The 21,144-nt window shown below is 69.4% G+C and carries 15 protein-coding genes and 6 pseudogenes; 9 read left to right on the top strand and 12 right to left on the bottom strand.

The annotated features are described in order from the left end of the window. Nucleotides 1–173 precede the first annotated feature (173 nt). The 3 genes from ACODNG_RS01575 to ACODNG_RS01585 all read left to right on the top strand — a co-directional run bounded on the left by ACODNG_RS01575 (nucleotide 174) and on the right by ACODNG_RS01585 (nucleotide 3,976). Complete coding sequence (locus tag ACODNG_RS01575) at nucleotides 174–1,355, top strand: M24 family metallopeptidase (protein ID WP_434522154.1); 1,182 nt, start codon at nucleotides 174–176, stop codon at nucleotides 1,353–1,355. A 122-nt stretch (nucleotides 1,356–1,477) separates the two neighbouring features. Then, nucleotides 1,478–2,647 (top strand): methyl-accepting chemotaxis protein, encoded by a 1,170-nt coding sequence (locus ACODNG_RS01580; RefSeq protein WP_434522155.1) that lies wholly within the window; start codon nucleotides 1,478–1,480, stop codon nucleotides 2,645–2,647. 144 nt (nucleotides 2,648–2,791) lie between these two features. Continuing rightward, entirely contained in the window at nucleotides 2,792–3,976 is a 1,185-nt protein-coding gene (locus ACODNG_RS01585; RefSeq protein ID WP_434522156.1) for an MFS transporter, read from the top strand. Between the two features lie 94 nt (nucleotides 3,977–4,070). On the opposite strand, the pseudogene ACODNG_RS01590 reads toward ACODNG_RS01585, so the two are convergent. From ACODNG_RS01590 to ACODNG_RS01600, 3 genes and pseudogenes are all read right to left on the bottom strand, one after another. Then, nucleotides 4,071–4,274: pseudogene (locus ACODNG_RS01590) on the bottom strand (GrpB family protein); the annotation flags it as partial. Between the two features lie 64 nt (nucleotides 4,275–4,338). Beyond that, a pseudogene (locus tag ACODNG_RS01595) lies at nucleotides 4,339–4,608 on the bottom strand (GrpB family protein); the annotation flags it as partial. Nucleotides 4,609–4,829: 221 nt separating this feature from the next. After that, nucleotides 4,830–5,066 carry a hypothetical protein gene (locus ACODNG_RS01600; RefSeq protein ID WP_004595847.1) on the bottom strand — a complete coding sequence of 79 codons (237 nt, stop codon included), beginning with the start codon at nucleotides 5,064–5,066 and terminating at the stop codon, nucleotides 4,830–4,832. A gap of 139 nt (nucleotides 5,067–5,205) precedes the next feature. On the opposite strand from ACODNG_RS01600, the pseudogene ACODNG_RS01605 reads away from it, so the two are divergent. After that, nucleotides 5,206–5,872 (top strand): annotated as a pseudogene (locus ACODNG_RS01605) (hypothetical protein). 19 nt (nucleotides 5,873–5,891) lie between these two features. Here ACODNG_RS01605 and ACODNG_RS01610 read toward each other — a convergent pair. From ACODNG_RS01610 to ACODNG_RS01635, 6 genes are all read right to left on the bottom strand, one after another. Then, on the bottom strand, nucleotides 5,892–6,995 hold the full coding sequence (locus ACODNG_RS01610) for a DUF2249 domain-containing protein (protein WP_434522157.1): 1,104 nt from the start codon (nucleotides 6,993–6,995) through the stop codon (nucleotides 5,892–5,894). Between the two features lie 89 nt (nucleotides 6,996–7,084). Further along, nucleotides 7,085–7,687 carry a CDP-alcohol phosphatidyltransferase family protein gene (locus ACODNG_RS01615; protein ID WP_434522158.1) on the bottom strand — a complete coding sequence of 201 codons (603 nt, stop codon included), beginning with the start codon at nucleotides 7,685–7,687 and terminating at the stop codon, nucleotides 7,085–7,087. Nucleotides 7,688–7,713: 26 nt separating this feature from the next. Beyond that, on the bottom strand, nucleotides 7,714–8,268 hold the full coding sequence (locus ACODNG_RS01620; protein WP_434522159.1) for an adenylate kinase family protein: 555 nt from the start codon (nucleotides 8,266–8,268) through the stop codon (nucleotides 7,714–7,716). Next, nucleotides 8,265–9,359 (bottom strand): histidinol-phosphate transaminase, encoded by a 1,095-nt coding sequence (hisC, locus tag ACODNG_RS01625; RefSeq protein ID WP_434522160.1) that lies wholly within the window; start codon nucleotides 9,357–9,359, stop codon nucleotides 8,265–8,267. Before hisC ends, ACODNG_RS01620 begins: the two co-directional genes overlap by 4 nt. Before the next feature lie 96 nt (nucleotides 9,360–9,455). Then, nucleotides 9,456–10,199, bottom strand: coding sequence for a fumarylacetoacetate hydrolase family protein (locus ACODNG_RS01630; protein WP_434522161.1), 744 nt, complete (start codon nucleotides 10,197–10,199; stop codon nucleotides 9,456–9,458). A gap of 79 nt (nucleotides 10,200–10,278) precedes the next feature. Next, nucleotides 10,279–11,445: a zinc ribbon domain-containing protein gene (locus tag ACODNG_RS01635; RefSeq protein ID WP_434522162.1), complete on the bottom strand. Its 1,167-nt coding sequence runs from the start codon at nucleotides 11,443–11,445 to the stop codon at nucleotides 10,279–10,281. Nucleotides 11,446–11,551: 106 nt separating this feature from the next. On the opposite strand from ACODNG_RS01635, the pseudogene ACODNG_RS01640 reads away from it, so the two are divergent. The 3 genes and pseudogenes from ACODNG_RS01640 (at nucleotide 11,552) to ACODNG_RS01650 (ending at nucleotide 14,510) form a co-directional block, all read left to right on the top strand. Next, nucleotides 11,552–12,275, top strand: a pseudogene (locus tag ACODNG_RS01640) (metal-dependent hydrolase). A 303-nt stretch (nucleotides 12,276–12,578) separates the two neighbouring features. After that, nucleotides 12,579–13,976, top strand: coding sequence for a sugar porter family MFS transporter (locus ACODNG_RS01645; RefSeq protein WP_434522163.1), 1,398 nt, complete (start codon nucleotides 12,579–12,581; stop codon nucleotides 13,974–13,976). Between the two features lie 135 nt (nucleotides 13,977–14,111). Continuing rightward, nucleotides 14,112–14,510 (top strand): OsmC family protein, encoded by a 399-nt coding sequence (locus ACODNG_RS01650; RefSeq protein ID WP_209543550.1) that lies wholly within the window; start codon nucleotides 14,112–14,114, stop codon nucleotides 14,508–14,510. A 45-nt stretch (nucleotides 14,511–14,555) separates the two neighbouring features. Here ACODNG_RS01650 and ACODNG_RS01655 read toward each other — a convergent pair. Together ACODNG_RS01655 and ACODNG_RS01660 are read right to left on the bottom strand one after the other, a co-directional pair. Next, nucleotides 14,556–17,221, bottom strand: a pseudogene (locus tag ACODNG_RS01655) (PAS domain S-box protein). 46 nt (nucleotides 17,222–17,267) lie between these two features. After that, nucleotides 17,268–17,933, bottom strand: coding sequence for an O-methyltransferase (locus ACODNG_RS01660; RefSeq protein ID WP_434522164.1), 666 nt, complete (start codon nucleotides 17,931–17,933; stop codon nucleotides 17,268–17,270). A gap of 144 nt (nucleotides 17,934–18,077) precedes the next feature. On the opposite strand from ACODNG_RS01660, the pseudogene ACODNG_RS01665 reads away from it, so the two are divergent. After that, nucleotides 18,078–19,752 (top strand): annotated as a pseudogene (locus ACODNG_RS01665) (acyl-CoA mutase large subunit family protein). Between the two features lie 25 nt (nucleotides 19,753–19,777). Here ACODNG_RS01665 and ACODNG_RS01670 read toward each other — a convergent pair. After that, complete coding sequence (locus tag ACODNG_RS01670; RefSeq protein ID WP_434522165.1) at nucleotides 19,778–20,581, bottom strand: formate/nitrite transporter family protein; 804 nt, start codon at nucleotides 20,579–20,581, stop codon at nucleotides 19,778–19,780. A 162-nt stretch (nucleotides 20,582–20,743) separates the two neighbouring features. Between ACODNG_RS01670 and mce the strand changes: the two genes are divergently transcribed. After that, nucleotides 20,744–21,130, top strand: a complete 387-nt coding sequence (gene mce / locus ACODNG_RS01675) for a methylmalonyl-CoA epimerase (RefSeq protein ID WP_434522166.1) — start codon at nucleotides 20,744–20,746, stop codon at nucleotides 21,128–21,130. The last annotated feature ends 14 nt before the right edge of the window (nucleotides 21,131–21,144 follow it).

Raw genomic sequence — 21,144 nt, forward strand, 5'->3', positions numbered from 1 at the left:
CCTGTACAATTCGGAATTGGCGATGGGTCGAGCGGAGCACGGACGAGCGCGAAACTGACGCGGTCTGAGCGGGGATGTAGTATATAGGCGTTTCGCGAGCTGTCGCGGCAATCAGGGTCGCTCGCGGTTCCGCGAGGACAACCGCTTTGAGCGTCGGCCGAACAGAGAGTGGTATGAACCGACCGCGGCTCGACGACCGACTCGCCGACCTCGAGGCGGACGGCTACCTGATCGACGCCTCGCAGGAGGACGCCAACCAGCTGTACCTCTCCGGGTTCACCGGTCCCGACCCATTCCTCACGCTGTACGCCGACGGCGAGGTCCACGTCCTCGTCAGCGGGCTGGAGTACGGCCGCGCGAAGGCCGAGGCGACGGCCGACACCGTCGAGCGTCACGCCGACTACGACTACGAGTACGGCGGCCGCGAGGCCCGCAACGACATGTACACGGAGTTCGTCCGCGACAAGGGGGTCGACTCCGTCTCGATGCCGCCGCGCGGCCCGGTCGGCACCGCGGACGCCCTCCGCGAGCGCGGGATCGAGGTCTCCGTCGACGCCGACGACCGGCTTCAGACGGTTCGTGCGGTGAAGACCGAGGAGGAGATCGACGCGATCCGCGAGGCCCAGCGGGCGAACGAGGCTGCGATGCGGGCTGCCGAGGAGCTGATCGCCGGCGCCGACGTGGCGGGCGAGGACGCCGAGGTCGGCGACGCGGAGCCGGGCGTCCTGCTCCACGAGGGCGAGCCGCTCACCAGCGAGCGCGTGGCGGAGGAGATCGAGGTGACCCTGCTGCGACACGGCTGCGCGCTCGACGAGACGATCGTCGCCGGCGGCGCGCAGGCCGCGGACCCGCACGACCGCGGGTCGGGGCCGCTGCGAGCGAACGAGGCGATCATCATCGATATCTTCCCGCGCTCGAAGGCGACGAAGTACAACGCCGACATGACGCGGACGTTCTGCGTCGGCGAGCCGAGCGAGACGGTCCGCGAGTGGTACGAACTCACCGAGCGCGCGCTGGACGCCGCGCTCGACGCGGTCGAGCCGGGCGCGACCGGCGAGGACGTCCACGCCGCCGCCTGCGAGGTGTACGAGGAGGCCGGCGAGCCCACCTTTCGGACCGACCCCGAGACGGAGACCGGGTTCATCCACTCGACCGGCCACGGCATCGGTCTCGACGTCCACGAGTCGCCGCGGCTCGCGAGCGGCGGCGAGGAGCTGGAGCCGGGCCACGCCATCACCGTCGAGCCTGGACTCTACGACCCCGAGATCGGCGGCGTCCGGATCGAGGACCTCATCGTCGTCACCGAGGACGGCTACGAGAACCTCACCGACTACCCGATCGAGTTCGTCGTCTGACCGCTGTCGACGGGTCGACGCGGACCGATCCGATATCCGGCCGAGCGCGCGACGACCCGGCAGAATCAGCGCTGAGAATCGTAGCCGAATCGTTATACTCCGACCGCCCGTTTATGGCTTAGATGCGAGACAGGTTTCGCGAATCGACGGGACGTGACGACGCAGACGCGAGCGACGCGGAATCAGAGACGCCGACTGAGGAGGGATCCGACGGAAAGCCTCGCGGGTCGACGGTCGCGGCGGACGGCGGGGTCGGCACCGAGGCCGACGACGGCACCGTGGTCGGCGACGGGACGACGGGCGGCGTGTCGGACGACGTCGCCGCGTCGATGGACGACGCGGGCGACGTCGGAGATGCGACCGACGCGGTCGCGGAGACGCTGAGCGAAGGGATAGCGGACGTCGACGACGTCGACGCCGGCGACCTCTCGGCCGAGCGCGAGGCGGCGCTTCGCGAGGCGGCGAGTGGACTAAACGAGCTCCACGACTCGGCCGTCGACGTCGCCGACCGCACCGGCGACATCGCCGGGCTCTCGGCCGAGCAGTTCGAGGGGATGGTCCAGGTGAGCGACGAGGTCTCGAACATGAGTGCGGCGGTCGAGGAGGTCGCCTCCTCGGCCGAGGAAGTCGCCAGCGAGTCGGAAGAGGTGAACGACCTCACCGCGGAGGGCCGTTCGGCGGCCGCGGACGCGCGGCGGGCCATGGACCGGATCGACGAGACCTCCGACAACCTCGCCGAGCGGGTCGAGGCGATCGAGGAGACCGTCTCTGAGATCGACGAGATGGTCGACGCGATAAACGCCATCGCCGAGCGGACAAACCTGCTGGCACTGAACGCCTCGATCGAGGCCGCACGCGCCGGCGAGGCGGGTTCGGGGTTCGCGGTCGTCGCCGAGGAGGTGAAGTCGCTCGCGGAGGAGTCTCAGGGACGCACCGGCGAGATCGAGGGACTCGTCGACGCTATCGAGCGCCACACCGATCGGGCGGTCGACGAACTCGACGCCAACGCCGAGGCGGTCGAAGACGGCCGCGAGGAGGTCGAAGAGGCGGCCGAGAAGCTCACCGACATCGACGACTCCACGACGGAGCTCTCCTCGGGGATCGAGGAGGTCGCGACCGCGACCGACGAACAGGCGGCGAGCACCGAGGAGATCGCGGCGATGGTTGACCAGACCGCCGGCAACGCCGCGGAGATTCGCGACGAGACGGAGGGGATCACCGCCGCGGTCGAACAGCAGGCGGCGATGGTCGTTCAGGTGAGCGAGGGGATCGAGAGAATCGTCGACGAGTAACTGCTGCGAGGCGAAGAGAGGCTCCCGCTCGACCGGTCGAACCGCGATCCGACGGCGGAACGCCGCCGACGGTGCCGGCCGGGACAGCCGGTCAACCGGGCCGCAACCGGAACCCCCTTTTTATTTCGGGGCGCATCCGCGACCGTGAACTGGCGGTACGAACACACGGCGCTCGCGCTCTGTACGCTCGCGTTCACTGGGACGATGGTGGCGCGGCTGGTCGTCAGCCCGCTCGTCCCGGAGATCACGGCGCAGTTCGACGTGACCAACGGCACAGTCGGGCTGGCGCTCAGCGGGATGTGGCTCACGTACGCGCTGGCGCAGTTCCCCTCCGGCGTCCTCGGCGACCGCTACGGCGAGCGCCGCGTGATCCTCACCGCGGTCGGCGCCACCGCGGTCGCGTCGGTGCTCCTCGCCGCGTCGCCGTCGATGGTCGCGTTCGCGCTGTTCGCGGCCGCGCTCGGCGTCGGCGCGGGCCTCCACTACTCGGTCGCGACGACGTTCCTCACGCGGCAGTTCGACGACACCGGCCGGGCGGTCGGCGTCCACGTCGCCGGCGGACCGCTCGCGGGACTGGCGGCGCCGCCGGCCGCCGCCTTGGTCGGATCGCGGTACGGCTGGCGCGCCGGCGTCCTCCTCGGGGCGGCCGTCGCGGTCCCCGTGTTCCTCCTGTTCGCGTGGCGGGTCCGTCCGACCGAACCCCTCCGTCCCGACCAGCCGATGGGCGAGCGGTTCGCGCTCGGGCCGCTCGTCGAACTGCTCTCGCGGCCGCGGATCCTCTACACGACCGCGCTGGCGACGATGGGCGCGTTCACGTGGCAGGCGACCGCCTCCTTCCTTCCGACGTTCCTGGAGTTCGGAACCGGCCTGTCGAGCGCGCTGTCGGCGCTCCTGTTCTCGGTGTACTTCGTCGTCCACGGCGGCACCCAGCCGGTGACCGGGTCGGTGTCCGACCGGATCGGCCGCGACGCCACCGCGATGGTGACGATGGGGGCCGGCGTCCTCGGCTACGGGACGCTCGTCGCGGCCGCGACGCTCGACCTGGGACTCCCCGCGGTGGTTCCGGGCGTCGCTCTCGTCGGGCTCGCGATGTCGTGGGGCGCGCCGGTCCAGTCGCGGTTCATGGATCTCCTGTCCGACGCCGAGCGCGGCGCCGGTTTCGGACTCGTCCGGACGGCGTACATGGTCACGGGCGCCTCGGGCAGCGTCGTCGTCGGCACCGTCTCGGACGCCGCGGGCTGGGCAGTCGCGTTCGGGCTGCTCGCCTGCGTGATGGCGCTCGGGCTGGCGACGCTGTCGGCGAACCGGCTACTGGGGCTGGGGTACTGACCGGTTCGAGGTCGTCGACTCCGCGGAGTCCCGCGGACGAGTCGGGCGGAAATCGCTTGGTGGCTCCACGTCGGCCTCGGGACAGCCTTCCGGATCACTCGAACGCGGGGAGCCGCTCCTCGTAGCCCGCCTCGCGGGCCTCCCGCGTCAGGGACCGAACGACCTCGAACTTGGCCTCGGTGTACGCCGTCATGTCGTCGCCGTGTTTCGCAGCCGCGTCGCGCTTGACCCGGGCGTACTCCGCCCGCGCCCTCGGGTGGTCGATCAGGTACTCGCGAAACAGCAGCATCGGCCGCCACTGGTCCGCGTCGACGGTGTCCGATCCGCACGGCGACGACGCCGTCCGTCTCTCGCCGAATAACGACCACCGTGTCGTCGTCGTCGTGTTCGCGTTCGAACCCCGCCGCGGCGAGCCCCTCCGCGGCGGCCCGCATACCGCCGGTGTCGGCGTATATCGGCATGACGTCCAGCACGGGCTTGCCCGGGACGTCGGGGATGGCGGTACTTCCGATGTGGAACACGTCGAGCAGTCGGTCGTCCGACACGGTCTCGACTCGTTCGCGCACCGACTCGTATCGGTCCTCCCACCGCGGATCGGGATCGAGCGAGATGCCGTCCTCTTTCGGATCCATCGCTCACGGATAGCCGCTCCGCCCGGAAAATAGTGTCGGAGAATTTGTATTTACTGTTTGCTTACTATTTCTCAGGAAGACGGTTTAATCGTTTCGGCTGTGCCGTCGATGCGGTACGGAGGCGACCGCCGTCGCGCTCGCACAGCCGCGGCTCGGCGTCACGAGCGATGCGTCGAAGAAAGAGCGCGCCGGGCCCCCGGCCGGCGGGGAGACCGAGTTCGTTACAGCCGGTCGTCCTCGATGCTGCCCGGGTCCTCCGCGGTGTCGAACATGTTGTTCTCGGCGCCGTCGAGCATCTCGTCGCGGGGCTCGTCGTCGACGACGCTCACGTTGTACGCCTCGATGCCGGAGGCGATGAGGTCCTCCGCGGCCTGCTCCTCGGAGACGAACTCCTCGTCGGCCAGCTGCTGAAACTCCGCGTACACGTCGTCCGAGAGGTTCAGCTCGAAAGTGGGCATACCTCCCGTTCCGACCGGACACTTTTAAATCGTTCCCTCGTCTCGGCGGTGATGTTCGCGGGGCGCGCCGAGACGACAACCGGGCCGGCCCGAACATCTGCGGGGTCAGGGATACCCCGGCGGGAGACGATGGTCGAGTATGCCCAGTTTTCCGTCTCCCTTCGGGTCCGACGACGACGACCTGTTCGACGGGTACGACGAGTTCGTCGCCGACAACCTCCCGCGGCCGGGGGAGTTCCTCGACGGTCACGACGTGCTCGACGGCGTCGACCACCTCGCGTTCCACCGGCTCACGCGCGACTGCTTCGAGGAGCGGAAGGTGTACGACATGACGTTCAACTACAACCTCGCGCGGCTGAACCTCGACACGCGCCACGGGAACGCCGGGTTCCGCTACGCCGTCGAGCGCGGCGACCCCGCGGACGCCGTTGGTCCCGCCGACGTCGACGGAGACGCCTTCGGAGGCGACGGTCCCGAGGAAGGGGACCTCGACCGCGTCCTCCGCGCGGAGTTCACGCCGACGACGCCGTTCTGCCCGCAGACGCACACGCTGACGATCGGATCGTTCCGCGCGTGGAACGGGCTCGCCGACCGCCACGAGTACGACCTCGTCCGGGTTCGCGCGGCCCCGATGCGACAACCAGAGCGAGGCGGTGAACGACCGCCTCGTAGAGCTCGAGGAGGCATACCTCGAAACGGGCGAAGTACAGTCCGAGTCCGACGACCGTGTCGGCGTCGGATCGAATCCGATGGGGGGAACGGGGGAGGCGAGCGCACAGAGCCGCTCGACAGACGCACCGTTCTGATCGGGATTCGGAGGATCGGTCAGAACGGGGCGCTCGTCTCCTCGGAAACGGGCGAACCCTCAGCGCCGGCCTCGCTCTTTCCGATCAGCACCCGAAACTCGCCCGGCTCCTGCTTGCGGTACTCCCAGTGGAACTCGGGACCGGCCTCGGCCTCGAACTGGTGGTACAGCGGTTTCGGGTCGTGGTCGTTCACCAGCACGAACCCGTCACCGTCGCCGAGGGAGGCGTACGCGTCGAATATCTCCTCGTGACGCTGCGCCGGCGGCAGGTCGCGCACGTCCAGTTTCCGGGTGGCCTCAGGCGGCTCGCTGCCTGCGCCCGCACCTCCACCGCTCCCTCCCGACGCCGCTGTCCCGTCGTCGGCCGCCGCCGATTCGTGCTCTGCCTCGTCGCTCGCGGCGGCGGACCCGTCGGTCTTCGTGATCCGGACGCGACACCGACCGGGTTCCTTCTCGACCACCTCCCAGCGGAACGCGTCGCCGTAACGCTCGCGGAACTCCCCGTGGAGCGGCCGCGGCTCGTGGGGCGCGACGATCTCCATCGTCTCGCCGTCGGGGATCATCCCGTAGCGGTGGTGGATCGTCTCGTGACGGTCCGGCTTCGGGATCTCGCGGACGTCGTACCGCGTGAACGCGTCCGAGTCGGCGGCCGTCGACTCGTCGGTCTTCCGGATCTCGACCCGCCACTCGCTCGACTCGCGGCTCGCGTACTCCCAGCCGACGACGTCGCCGTAGGTCGACTGGAGCTCGTAGTACAGCGGCTTCGGGTCGTGGTCGTTCACAAGCACGAACCCCTCGTCCGGTTCGAGGCGGTCGAACGCCGCGAGCAGCACCTCGTGTCGGCGCTGCGGTAGCAGGTCGCGCACGTCGGCGGTTCCCAGCGCCCCGCCGTCGAGTTCGCCGCGGTCGACGACGCCGACCTCGCGCGTCTCCGCGTCGGGTTGCTCGTACTCCCACTCGATGTCGCGGCCGCGGTCGATCTGATATCGGATCAGGTCGACGTCGACGTCGCGGTCGGCGACGATACGAAGCTCCTCACCCGTCTCGGCCGCGTCGAGCGCGTCGCGGAGCCGTTCTCGGCCCTCCTCGTCCGGCCGGTCTCGCAGGTCGATTTCGGTGGCCATCTCTCGGATCGAGGACGCGCCCACAGGGGGATGGTCTCTCGTCCGAATGTGTTCGGCTCCGCGTTCAGATTCCGGGACTCCCGAACCGCCTACAGGTCCCGCCACGCGCCGAGGAACCGCTGGACCGCGGTGAGGTGTCCCACGACGGCGAACAGCGCCAGCAGGAGACCGACGACGTTCAGTCCGGCGGCGATCGGCGACGGGTACACCGCGGCGACGACGCCCACGATCCCCGCCAGCGCGAGGCGGTCCGCCCGGCCGAGGAGCCCGCCGTACTCGCGGCCGATGCCGACCGCCTGGATCTGCGTGCCGAGGTAGGAGGTGAGGAGGACGCCGGTGACGGCGGCGAAGCCGAGCGCGTACGCCTCGACGCCGGCCGTGAACCCCGCGATGATCGCCACGTCGGCGTAGCGGTCGAGGACGTGGTCGAGGAAGTCGCCGCCGTCGGAGGCGACCCCTTGGTGGCGCGCGAGCGCCCCGTCGACGACGTCGAGCCAGCCGTTGAGGAGGACGAGCAGCGCGCCGACCGCGTAGAGGGGGGCCGACCCGACGGCGAAGGAGCCGGCGGCCGCGACCGCGACGAGGAAGGCGATCACGCTCACCTGATCCGGCGAGAGACCCAGCCTGTCGGCCGCCGACACCCACGGGCCGAGCAGGCGGTCCGCCACGGAGCGGTACTGGTCGAGGGTCATCTAACGTTCCGACGCTCGCGGCCGGCTCATATATAATCGATGAAGTTCACGGTGCCGGCGCTCGGCTCTCGCTCCCCGTCTATCGCCGCCCGGATCGCGTCGGCGACTTCCTCGGGGTCGCTGTCGGTGGCGTCGACCTCGTAGACGTTCTCGGCGCCGTGTTCGGCGACCGCCTCGGAGAGGATCACGTCGAGCGCCTCGCTCTCGGCGTTTTCCGCGGCGGTCTCGGGCGACTCGCCCCGGGCTTCGAGCCGGGATTCGATCTTTTCCGGGTGACAGCGCAACACGACCACGCGGTCCACGTCGAACCGGTGCGCGAGATGCGAGTCGAGGACGCCCGACCAGTCGCCGAGCTCCTCGGCGACCGCATCGAGGTCGGCGACGAGCGTGTCGCGGTCGTCGTCGCGCTCGGTCCAGAGGTCGTCGTCCGACTTGATCCGGTCGTTGAGGTGGATCACGTCGTACCCGTCTTCGAGCAGGGCCGTCGCGGTCGACTTCCCCGTGCCGGGAGTGCCCGTGACCGCGACGCGGTCGGCGCGACCGCGGTCGGCGCTGTCAGCAGAGTCAGAACGGTCGCTCACGCGCGGACACCGAGTTCGAGGTCCGCCAGCGTCTCGTTGAGCAGCTCGACCGCCTCGCGGGTGTCCTCGCGGGTGCCGGTCGAGATCCGGACGTGTTCTGGGAGTCCGAACGAGGTACAGTCGCGGACGATCACGCCGCGCTCCTGGGCCGCCTCAGCGACGCGCTCGCCGTCGCCGACCGCGGCGAGCACGAAGTTGCCCGCGGAGTCGACGGTCGGCGCGTCCAGCTCGTCGGCGATGTACTCGCGGGCCCAGCGGGCCGTCTCGACCGACTGCTCGACGTGCTCGTCGTCGTCGAGCGCGGCGAGCGCGGCCCGGCAGGCGAGTTCGTTCGCCACGAACGGCGTGTTGACGCGGGCGTACGCCTCCCCCCACGCCTCGGGGACGACGCTGTAGCCGATCCGGAGTCCGGCGAGACCGTACGCCTTCGAGAAGGTACGAAGCACCGCCACGTCGTCGCGCTCGTCGACAAGCGGGATCGCGCTGTCGACGTCGGCGAACTCCCCGTACGCCTCGTCGACGACGACGAGCGTCTCCTCGGCGGTCGCGTCCGCGATCGCCTCGACCTCGTCGAGCGGCATCGTGGAGCCGGAGGGGTTGTGCGGCGAAGTGACGTAGACGATCCGCTCGCCGCCGTACGCGCTCAGCACCGTCTCCGCGTCCTGCGCGAACCCGTCGGCGGGTGAGAGGTCGTACTCGGTCACCTCGCCGTGGTGGTACCGCGACGACATCGCGTAGTAGGCGAAGCCGGGACTCGGCACCAGCACCTCGTCGCCCGGCTCCAAGGCGGCGCGCGAGAGGTAGTCGATCGAGCCGTCGGCGCCCGGCGACACCCACACCTGCTCGTCGTCGACGCCCCACTTCTCGGCGAGCTTGGCGGTGAGGTCCGTGTGCGAGGACTTCGGGTACTGGTTCACCCGGTCGGCGTGCTCGCGGATCGCCTCGACGGCCGCCGGACTCGGGCCGTGCGGGTTCTCGTTCGAGGAGAGCTTGATGAGGTCGTCGGGGTCGAGCCCGCGCTCGCGGGCGACCTCCTCGACGCCCCGCCCGGGTACGTACGGCGAGTGATCGGAGAGATCCCGTGGTCGCATGCCCGGGAGTCGGAGGGCGGCGGGCTTAAGCGTGGTCTTGGCGGCCGACCGGGTCGGCCCGCTCAGCGCCGCGAGCGAGGGCGACCGCCGCGGCGCTCAGGGCACGCGAACGTCGTGTTCGAGGGTGCCGACGCCCTCGATCTCAACCTCGACGGTGTCGCCGTCGGAGAGCGCGCCGACGCCCTCGGGGGTGCCCGTCGCGATGACATCGCCGGGTTCGAGCGTGAGGTACGTCGTGATCTCCTCGATCAGCGTCGGCACGTCGAAGATCATGTGTTCGCGGTCGCTCGACTGCTTCGTCTCGCCGTTGACGCGGAGTTCGACGCTCGCGTCGGCGGGCACCTCGTCGGGCGTCGCAAGGACCGGACCCAGCGGGGCGGCGCCGTCGAACGCCTTCCCGCGCACCCAGTTCTGCTCGCGGTTCTGGTCGTCGCGGTTCGACACGTCGTTCATACAGGTGAATCCCGCGACCACGTCCATCGCGTCCTCGGCGTCGACCGCCTTGCACTGCTCGCCGATCACGACCGCGAACTCCGCCTCCCAGTCGATCCGGTCTTTGCCGGCGGGGACTGTCACGGTGTCGCCGTGGCTCGCCACCGCGTTCGGCGGCTTCAGGAAGAGCATCGGGCGGTCGGGCACGTCGTTGCCGAGTTCGGCGGCGTGGTCGGCGTAGTTGCGGCCGATACAGACGATCTTCGAGGGGTCGGTCGGCGCGAGCACGTCGATCGCGGGGTCGGAGAACGCGTACTCGTCGCCGCCGAAGGCGACCGTGTCGGTCGCCGGGTCGTACTCGCCCTCGCGGATCGATCCGGCCGGGTCGCGGAACCGTGCGCGGTACATACGAGTGCGATTGGGCGGCCGCCCGAAAAGGGTTCCCGGAGAGGCAATCGACGACGATGGCGGTCCTGCCCCCGCCGTATCACTCGGCCGAGTCGGTCGCCTCGCGGACCGAGTCGGTCGCCCCGTCCGACGGATCGCCCGTCGGTTCCCGGGCCGAACCATCCGCGACATCGTCGTCGACTGCGCCCGAATCTCCGTCGTCGACTGCGCCCGAATCTCCGTCGTCGACTGCGCCCGTGTCGTCCGCGAGCTCGTCGAGCGACGGCGCGCCGACGCGGTCGCCGAACACCTCGGACCGCGCGCAGTCGGCGCAGTAGTGGTTGTGGCGCATCGAGTGGGTGCGGACCGGAACGCCGGCGACGACCGTCTCGTCTCGGCGCCGCCTGACGAGGCCGCGCTCGAACTCCTCGCCGCAGACGACGCAGGTCTCGTCGACGGACTCCGGCGGGCGAACAACTCGATGGTCGACCGTCTTCTGTCGGCCGAACTTGGTGATCCCGTGCCGGCGGTCGAGCCGTCGGCGCACCGGCGGGGCCACGCCGAGTCCGAGTCCGGCGAACGCGAGTCCGATCAGCGCAGCGGGCGGGGAACTGCTCGTCGCCGCGAGGAACGTGATCAGGCCACCGATCAGCAGCAGCAACGCAGTTATCATGTACGCGGAGACGATCTCCACCCACGTCTCTCCCTCGCGACCGGAAGTGGGAGCGCGCGCGGGCGTCTCGTCGCCGCGAACGAGCCGGCGGCGCTCCGCCAGCTTGGAGTAGTGCCACCAGCCGTACAGCAGGTTCCCGATCCCGCTGGTGAACACGAACAGGAGGATGTGAACGCCGACGGAGCCGATCCCCCTGTCGACGAGGACGACCCGGTCGCCGTCGTCCCGCTCGATCTCCCACCCGGCGTCGAGGTGGTCCTGAACCCGGCGGCGAAAGGAGCGCAGACTCTCTCCCGGAGACGACGACGAACGCGACGGGGACGAGTCCGCGCCGCCGGACCGCTGCGATGCGTCGGTCGACGGGTCGGACGCGACCGCGGTCGAGCCGCCGCCCGACCGCGACGCGCCGCAGTTCGAGCAGAAGCGGTCGTCGTCGTCGAACGCCTCGCCGCACTCGGCGCAGTACGCGGGGTCGGTGGGGTCGCCGAGGTCGGCGCCGCAGTCGGGACAGAAGCTCGCCCCGGCGGGCACCGCCTCACCGCAGGCCGGACACGCGGCGGAGGGACCGTCCGGATCGCTGGTCTCGGAGGGCATTCACCCGAGGGTTCGCGCTCGTCCCGGTTAATTGCTTTCGCCGCCGGGCGACGGATTCTGCGGCGTCGAGTTTTATTACCGCTCGCCGAGATGTACCGAACGAACCATGGAACTCACCTGGCACGGCCACTCCACGTGGCACGTCGTCGTCGAGGACACGGAGCTGCTCATCGACCCGTTCTTCGACAACCCGAAGACCGACGTCGACCCCGAGGAGCTGGACCCCGACTACCTCCTCCTGACCCACGGGCACACCGACCACATCGCCGACGCCGACCGGTTCGAGGGAGCCACCGTGGTCGCGACCCCGGAACTGACCAGCTACGTTCAGGAGAACTTCGGCCACGAACACACGCTCCCGGCCGGCGGGATGAACATCGGCGGCACCGTCGAGGTCGGCGACGCGTGGGTGACGATGGTCCGCGCGGACCACTCGAACGGCATCGACACCGGGTACGGCACCTCCGCCGGGATGCCGACCGGGTTCGTCATCGGCGACAAGAAGCCGACCCAGGAGTCCGACGCCGACTGTACCACGTTCTACCACGCGGGCGACACGGGCTTGATGTCCGAGATGGTCGACGTGATCGCGCCGTACCTCGAACCGGACGCGGCCGCGCTGCCCGCCGGTGACCACTTCACGATGGGTCCCGCGGGCGCCGGTATCGCCGCCGACTGGGTGGGCGCCGACGTCGTCTTCCCGATCGGACTACGACTCGTTCGGGCCGATCGAGATCGAGACGCGCGAGTTCGTTAACGAGGTGAAGGCCGCGGGCGCCGCAGCCGAGCCCGTCGTCCTCGACGGCGACGAGACGTACACGCTCGAGTAGCGCGGCGACGCTCCGGATGCCAGTCTGATCCGACGCGGCTGGCGCGACGCGCGGCGACGGTCGCTTTTTCGAGGCGACGACGTGATCGCGGAGCGCGAGGTCCGCGTGCGGTCTCCGTTCGACGCGGCGAGGCGACATCGCCGGCGACCGGTTGTAGAATACTATTCGAATCTGAATAAATATTAGGTAGCTGAGTGTAGATTTCGTATATCGTTGTCAGCACAAATATATTGGATGTATTTAAATTAATAATAAACCAAAAGTCTTCTAAATAAAAGTTGGTTAGGACCGAATTGGTACACCATGTCAACCGCTGATATGCGGGCTGTGATCCGGGGGGACGGCGGACGGTTCGTGTACATCGTCTCCGCGCTCGCAGCGCTCAACGGACTCCTGTTCGGGTTCGACACGGGGATCATCTCGGGTGCCATCCTCTTCATCGACACCACCTTCGAGCTGAGTCCCCTAGTGGAGGGGATCGTCGTTAGCGGCGCGATGGTCGGCGCGGCCGCCGGTGCGGCCGTCGGCGGACAGATATCCGACCGCATCGGTCGCAAGCGATTCATCCTGGTCTCCGCCGGGGTGTTCTTCCTCGGCTCGTTCCTCATGGCGGTCGCGCCGACCGTCGAGGTGCTCGTCGCGGGACGGATGATCGACGGGATCGCCATCGGGTTCGCGTCGATCGTCGGTCCGCTGTACATCTCCGAGATCGCGCCGCCCTCGGTCCGTGGCGGTCTCACGTCGCTGAACCAGCTGATGGTCACCGTAGGGATCCTCTCGTCGTACTTCGTCAACTACGCCTTCTCCGGCTCCGGGTCGTGGCGGATCATGCTCGGCGCGGGGATGATCCCCGCGGTCGTGCTCGCGGCCGGGATGATCCGGATGCCCGAGAGCCCGCGGTGGCTCTACGAACAGGGCCGGACCGACGAGGCCCGCGCGGTCCTCCGTCGCACGCGCGACGGCGACATCGAGTCGGAGCTGTCGGAGATCGAAACCACCGTCGAGGCCCAGTCCGACAGCGGGGTCCGCGACCTCCTCAGCCCGTGGATGCGCCCGGCGCTGATCGTCGGTCTCGGGCTCGCGATCTTCCAGCAGATCACCGGGATCAACGCCGTGATGTACTACGCGCCGACGATCCTGGAGTCGACCGCGTTCGGAAGCTCGCAGTCGATCCTCGCGTCGGTGTTCATCGGCACCGTCAACGTCGTGATGACGGTCGTCGCGATCCTCCTCGTCGACCGGGTCGGGCGACGCCCGCTCCTGCTCGTCGGGACCGGCGGGATGATCGGGTCGCTCACCGTCGCCGGGCTCGTCTTCCAGTTCGCCGATCCGACCGGCGGGTTGGGCTGGCTGGCGACACTCACGCTCATCTCGTTCGTCGCGTTCTTCGCGATCGGACTCGGGCCGGTGTTCTGGCTGCTGATCTCCGAGATCTACCCGCTCGCCGTCCGCGGGAGCGCGATGGGGATCGTGACCGTCGCCAACTGGCTCGCGAACCTCGCGGTGACGCTGTCGTTCCCCGTGCTGCTCGACGGGATCGGCACGCCGCTGACGTTCTGGCTGTTCGGCGCCTGTAGCGTCGTCGCGCTGCTGTTCACCTACCGCACCGTCCCCGAGACCAATGGCCGGACCCTGGAGGCGATCGAGGCCGACCTCCGGGGCGCGACCGGAATGACGGCGGACGCGCCGGGCGACGACTGACGCGGCGGCGGCCGCGAACAGACGACTGACGCGTCGCTGACCGCGACCGACCGGCGTCGCGCCGCGGCTCGGTGCGTCCTCGACGTGCCGATGCCGATAGCCTTTATCCGCGCGAGACCGAACCAACACTCGACTATGGCAGATATCGAGACGTCCACCGTTTCCGAAGAAGGGTACGCCAGCACCAGCCAGGTCGGCGAGTTCGACCTCCAGATCGACGCGACCGACGAGACGGGACCGAACCCGAACGCGACGCTCGTCGCGACGTACGCCTCCTGTTACCTTCCGGCGTTCCGCGTCGGCGGGAGCCAGCGCGGCGAGGAGGAACTGGGCAAGATCCAGATCGACGCGAGCGCCGAACTCGACGAGGACGACGACCTCGAATCGATCGCGTTCGACGTCCACGTCGAGACCGACCTCGACGACGAGACCGCCGCCGACATCGCCGAGCGCGCCGAGGGCATCTGTCACGTCCACAGCGCGCTCCGCGAGGGACTCCACGCCGACATCAGCGTCTACCCCGGCGCGTTCTGAGCCGGACCGCAGGCTCCGCCGTCTTTTCGCTCGCGGCTCGATCGCTCAGTCCCGGGACTCGACCTCTCCCGCGGTCGACTCCGCCTCCTCGGCGGTCGACTCCGGCCGGTCGATCCCGGTGAACTCGAAGCGGGCGCCGCCGCGGTCGCCCTCGGTGACCGCGACCTCCCAGCCGTGCGCCTCGGCGATGCGCTGGACGATCGAGAGACCGAAGCCGGTGCCCGTCTCGGAGGTGGTGTAGCCGCTCTCGAACACCCTGTCGCGCTGGTCCGGATCGATCCCCGGTCCGTCGTCCTCGACGTAGAAGCCGTCGGGCAGGTCGCCGACGACGACGCGCTCGACGCCGTGTTCGTCGGCGTCGGCCGGCTCCGCGCCACTGTCCGTGGAGCCGTGTTCCACGCTGTTCCGGAACAGGTTCCCGAGGAGCTGGCGGACGCGCCCGGGGTCGGCGCAGATTTCGCTGTCGGTTTCGACCGCGATCTCGATCGGCGGTCCCTCCGCACCGCCCTCCGTGTCCTCGATCCCCCCGAACGGGTCCTCGCCGCCGGTCGAGCCGAACGCCTCGTCGCCGTACGCGGCGGTCAGTTCGCCGAGGTGGACGCGCTCGAACGACCCGACCGTCTCGCCCTGTTTTGCGAGCGCGAGCACGTCGTCGATCAGCCGCTCCATCTCGTCGAGCGCGCGTTCACAGCGGTCGAAGTACGAGTCGGTCCCCGTCTCGCGGGCGAGCCGGAGGTACCCGGAGAGGACGTTGAGCGGGTTCCGGAGGTCGTGTGAGACGATCGACGCGAACTCGTCTAGGCGCTCGTTTTCGCGTTCGATGCGGCGCTCGTACGCCTTGCGCTCGGAGATGTCGCGGCTGCTCGCCAGAAAGCGGTCCTCGCCGCGAACGTCGATACGCCTGACGTGGACCTCGACGGGGAACGTCGAGCCGTCGGCGCGGGCGAACGACGTCTCCAGCCGAACCGTCTCGTCCATCTCCAGGCCGTCCCAGAGCCGAACGCCCTCCTCCGGATCGAGTCCGTCGTCGACCTCCCACACGTCCATGCCGACGACCTCGTCTCGGTCGTACCCCAGCTCGTTCGTCATCGCCCGGTTGGCGTCGACGATCTCCCCCGCCTCGTCGTGGATGTCGATCATGTCCGGGGAGCGCTCGAACAGCGCTTCCAGCCGCGCGGAGGTGTGTTCGAGCCGCCGCTGTCGCCGCCGCTCGTCGGTCACGTCGCGGGAGATACCGAGCACCCCGTCGAACTCGCCGTCGATGACGAGCCGCGTCAGGGCGTAGTCGACGATGGCGTCCGACTTCGTCGGCAGATCGAGCTCCCTCGTTCCGGTCAGCGAGTCGCGGTCGCCGTCGACGAGCGCCTCGAACGGGTCGCCGTCGCTCTCCGCTCGGATCCGCTCGACGAGGCGGCTCTCCGCTCCGACGAGCGCCTCGGGAGCGGTGCCGTACACGTCGGCGGCGTGGTCGTTGACGAGCGCGAACCGGCCGTCGGCGTCGTAGACGCAGACGGACTCGGGCAGCTCGTCGACGATGCGACGGTACCGCTCCAGCTCCCGCTCGCGCGCCTTCTCCTCGGTGACATCGATGTGGATACCGACGGCGCGACGCGGCTCGCCGTCGTCGGTCCGCTCGACGACACGGCCGCGGTCACGGATCCACTTCCACTCGCCGGACTTCGACCGCATCCGGTAGTCGCACTGGTAGAGGTCGGTCTTCCCGGCGAAGTGGGTCTCGATGGCGCCCCACGCCGAGCTGAGGTCGTCCGGGTGGACGCGGTCCTCCCACGAGGAGAGATCGAACTCGATCTCCTCGCGATCGCATCCGAGCATCGCCGCCCACTGCTCGTCGAACCGGACCTCGTCGGTCTGAACGTCCCAGTCCCAGACGCCGACGTTGGCCCCCTTGACGGCCAGCTGGAGGCGCTCTGAGAGCTCTCGGAGCTCGCGCTCGCGCTCCCGCCGTTCCGTCACGTCGCGGAAGTACAGCGCGAGACCGTCGCCGGTCGGATACGCGTTCACGGCGAGGTCGGCCCCGAGCCGGTCGACGTACTGTTCGAACCGCACGGGGTCGCCGGTCGCCGCGGCCTCGCGGAGCGTCGCCTCGCCGTCCGTGCCGACGGTCTCGGGAAGAGGTCCCAGATACGCTCTCCGAGGAGCTCGTCGGCGTCGAGGTCGATCATGTCGGTCGCACGGTCGTTAAGGTGCGTCACCCGCCAGTCGCCGTCGACCTCGCAGAACGCGTCGGAGATCCGGTCGAGGTGCTCGGCGATCCGGCGCTCGCTCCGCGTGCGTGGGACGACCTCGTCGACGGCGGTCGCCAGCCGGTCGTACCGGTCCGGCGTCTCCCCGCGGACGTACTCGTCGACGCCCGCGGAGACCGCGGCGCTGGCGACGGCTTCGGACCCCGCTCCGGTGAACAGCACGAAGGGGAGGTCGCCGTGTCGCTCGCGGACGGTTTCGAGCAGCTCGACCCCGTCGGTCTCGGGCAGCTCGAACCCCGAGACGACGCAGTCGAACGAGGACGACGACAGCGCGTCGAGCGCCGACGACGCGCTCTCGGCAGTCGCCGCGTCGATCCGATCGCGGCGCCGTTCCAGCGCCGAGACCGTCTCGTCCGCGAACTCGGGTTCGTCGTCGACGACGAGGACGCGGACAATCGGTCGCTCCCGTCCGGCGTCGGTCCCGTCGGCTCCGGTCCCTCCGCTCATCTATGATGGTGTTTCCAATCCGACATGATAACCGTTTCGTTCGAGTTCACCCGACGACCGTCGAGACGGCGATCCCGGAGCCGACGGGGAGGACCGCGGTCTCGACGGCGTCGTCCGAGCGGACGGTCCCCAGGTACTCGCCGATGCCGCGTGTCTCCTCGTCGACCGCGGCGTCCGGGAGCGGTTCGCCCGCCTCGAAGTGCGCGACGAGGGCCTCGAAGTCGATCGGGCCGCGCGCGATGTTGTCGGCGACGATCACGCCCCCCGACCGGACCTTCGGGAGGACCGTCCGGTAGGCGTCGGCGTACCGGCCCTTCTGGTGGTCGATCAGGACCGCGTCGAAGGGTCCGTCGTAGCGGTCGACCGTCTCCATCGCGTCGCCGACCTCGAAGGTGACGCTCTCGGCGTAGCCGCCGTCGGCGGCGAACGCGGCGCCGCGCTCGGCCTCGTCGGCGTCGAACTCGGTACAGACCACGTGCTCGGCGCCGCCCCGGAGGAACCAGGTAGCGGAGTAGCCGAACCCGGAACCGAACTCGAAGACGCGGTCCGCGTCCGTCAGCCGCGCCAGCAGGCGGAGGACCGCCCCCGCCTCGGGACCGATGATCGGGAACCCCCACTCGTCCGCGAGGTCGGCCATCTCCGCCTGGATCTCGGTGTGTTCCGGCGCCGTCGCAGCGAGGAAGCGACGCGCGGGCTCCGTGAGCACGTCCATACCAGCGTCTCGGACGCGTGACACTTAAATCGGATCGGCGGGCCGGGCGCGCCGAATCGCCACGGTCGATCCGCTCCGCTCCCGCCCGCCGCACCGACCCGGGCCTGAAAACTGTTAAGTCCCGCTCGGTCGACCGATTTAGTAATGTACGACCCTGAGGAACTCGCCGCGATCCGGGAGGCCAAGGAGTCGTGGGAGGCGGGCACCTACGGCGAGACGGTCGACCGGTTCGGCGAGCGCGAGGAGACGTTCACTACCGACACCGGCGGCCAGGAGGTCGACCCGCTGTACACGCCCGCCGACGCCGAGACGGACTACCGCGAGGATCTCGGCTACCCCGGCGAGGAGCCGTACACCCGGGGCGTCTACTCGACGATCCGATCGGGGGCGCCTGTGGACGATGCGCCAGTACGCCGGGATGGGAACCGCCGCGGAGACGAACGAGCGCTTCCAGTACCTCATCGACGAGGGGTCGTCGGGGCTGTCGATGGCGTTCGACCTCCCGACGCAGATGGGGTACGACTCCGACGCCGCGATGGCCGAGGGGGAGGTCGGCCGGTCGGGCGTCGCCATCGACACCCTCGACGACTTCGAGACCGTCTTCGACGGCATCCCGCTCGACGAGGTGTCCACGTCGATGACGATCAACGCCCCCGCCGCGGTGCTGCTCGCGATGTACGTCGCGATGGGCGACAAGCAGGGCGTCCCGCGCGACCAGCTCCGCGGGACGATCCAGAACGACATCATGAAGGAGTACATCGCGCGGAACCTCTACATCTACCCCCCGAAGCAGTCGATGCGGCTGATCACGGACATCTTCGAGTTCTGCGCGGCCGAGACTCCCAGCTTCAACACCATCTCCATCTCCGGGTACCACATCCGCGAGGCCGGGTCGACCGCGGCCCAGGAGATCGCCTTCACCCTCGGCGACGGGGTCGAGTACGTCGAGGCCGCGATCGACGCCGGTCTCGACGTCGACGAGTTCGCCCCGCAGCTCTCCTTCTTCTTCAACGCCCACAACAACATCTTCGAGGAGGCCGCGAAGTTCCGCGCCGCGCGCCGGATGTGGGCGCAGATCATGGACGAGCGGTTCGACGCCGACAACCCGAAATCGAAGCAGCTGAAGTTCCACACCCAGACCGGCGGCTCGACGCTTACCGCCCAGCAGATCGAGAACAACGTCGTCCGCGTCTCGTATCAGGCGCTCGCCGCGGTCCTCGGCGGCACCCAGAGCCTCCACACGAACGGGAAAGACGAGGCGCTCGCCTTACCGACCGAGAAGTCCGTCCGCACCGCGCTCCGCACCCAGCAGATCCTCGCCCACGAGTCGGGGGCGGCCGACACGATCGACCCGCTCGCGGGGTCGTACTACGTCGAGGACCTCACCGACGGGATCGAGGAGGAGGCGTTCGAGATCTCAGAGGAGGTCGACCGCCGCGGCGGCATGCTGGAGGCCGTCGAGAGCGGGTGGGTCCAGCGGCAGATCCAGGACGTCGCCTTCGAGCGCCAACAGGAGATCGAGGAGGGCGAGCGGATCATCGTCGGCGTCAACGAGTTCGAGGTCGACGAGGAGCCGGAGATGGACCTCGAGGAGGTCGACCCCGACCAGGAACAGAACCAGCGCGACCGCCTGAACGAGGTGAAGGCCGACCGCGACGACGACGCGGTCGACGACGCGCTCGCGGGACTCCGCGAGGCCGCGCGCGGAACCGAGAACGTGATGCCCCACGTCGTCGACGCCGTGAAGGCGTACGCGACGGTCCAGGAGATCTCGGACGTGCTCCGCGACGAGTTCGGCGAGTACAAGCCGGGGCGGTGACGGGGCGGTCGCGGGGCGCCGCGGCTCAGCTCGCTCCGCGAACCACGTGCCCGTACTTCAGCGCCGCGACGAATATCCCGCCGCCGACGGCGTTGCCGACGGTCGCGAGCGCGAGGAATGAGAGGTAGTCGGCCACCGTGATCGCGGGCGAGGTGAACAGCCCGAACAGCACCTCGACGTTGCCGGCGATCGAGTGGGGGAGATGGAGCATCCCGATCGTGCCGGTCACGATTAACACGAGGAGCAGCCGACCGGTCGTCTCCTGTGCCGCCGTGATGAGCCACGCCAGCAGCCCCATCAGCCACCCGGCGAAGATCCCGCCGACGAACAGCCACTGGAGGTCGTGGCTGACGAGCTTGTGCGCGATGGCCTCGAAGGCCGCCGGCTCGACGACGCCGAGTCCGGGGGTCAAGAGCACGGCGAGCAGGGTGAAACACAGCCCGCCGAGGACGTTCCCGGCGTACACCAACCCCCAGAGCCGACCCAGCTGTCCGAGGGAAGCCTGTCCGTCCAACACGGGGATCACGGCGAGCATCGTGTGTTCGGTGAAAAGCTCCGAGCGGCCCAGGATGACGAAGATGAAGCCGATGGAGTAGACGCTTGCGAGCAGCAGTTCGGTCCCCAAGTCCCCGTAACCCCCCGGTGAGAGCGTCAGCACTACCGCCATCATCAGCGGGCCGAAGCCGATGTCAAGTCCCGCGGACAGCCCGGAGAGGAGCAGCCCGGACCGCTCCCGGTTCAGCTCGTGGAGCGCGCTGTCGAGGATGGAGTCGAGGATCGTCCGCGACGACTTCTGTTCTAACGCCGTGTCGGTGTTCTGATCGCTCACGCGGAGTCCCGCGTCGCAGTTGTCTCCCGGGATACCCAACTCTTTCCATCGGCGAACCCAGGTTCCGCGACCGTCGGAGCGGTCCGACGCCGTCGGTCCCGTCTTCCGACCTCGTCGCGACGCCCGCCGTCATTTATGTGCTCCGCGCCGCGACGTGTCGCCATGCGCTTCGATCACATCGGCGTCGCGACGCGCGACGCCACCGCCCTCGCCGACCTGTTCGGCGGCCTGCTCGACGCCCCGGTCGCCCACGAGGAGACGTTCGACGGGATGCGCGTCGTCTTCCTCGAACTCGACGGCGGCGGCTACTTCGAGCTGCTCGAACCGGACGCCGGCGGGACGATCGCCGACTACCTCGACCGCGAGGGACCGGGGGTTCACCACGTCGCGCTCGCGGTCGACGACCTCCCGGCCGCGCTCGACGACGCGCGTGACCTCGGGATCGACCTCGTCGACGAGGAGCCGCGTCCCGGCGCGTGGGGCCACGAGGTCGCCTTTCTTCACCCGCGATCGACGGGCGGCGTGCTCGTGGAGTTCGTCGAACACTAAAGCCGGAGACATCG

The organism is Halorubrum sp. AS12, from assembly GCF_051122765.1.
Classification (GTDB): Archaea; Halobacteriota; Halobacteria; order Halobacteriales; family Haloferacaceae; genus Halorubrum; species Halorubrum trapanicum.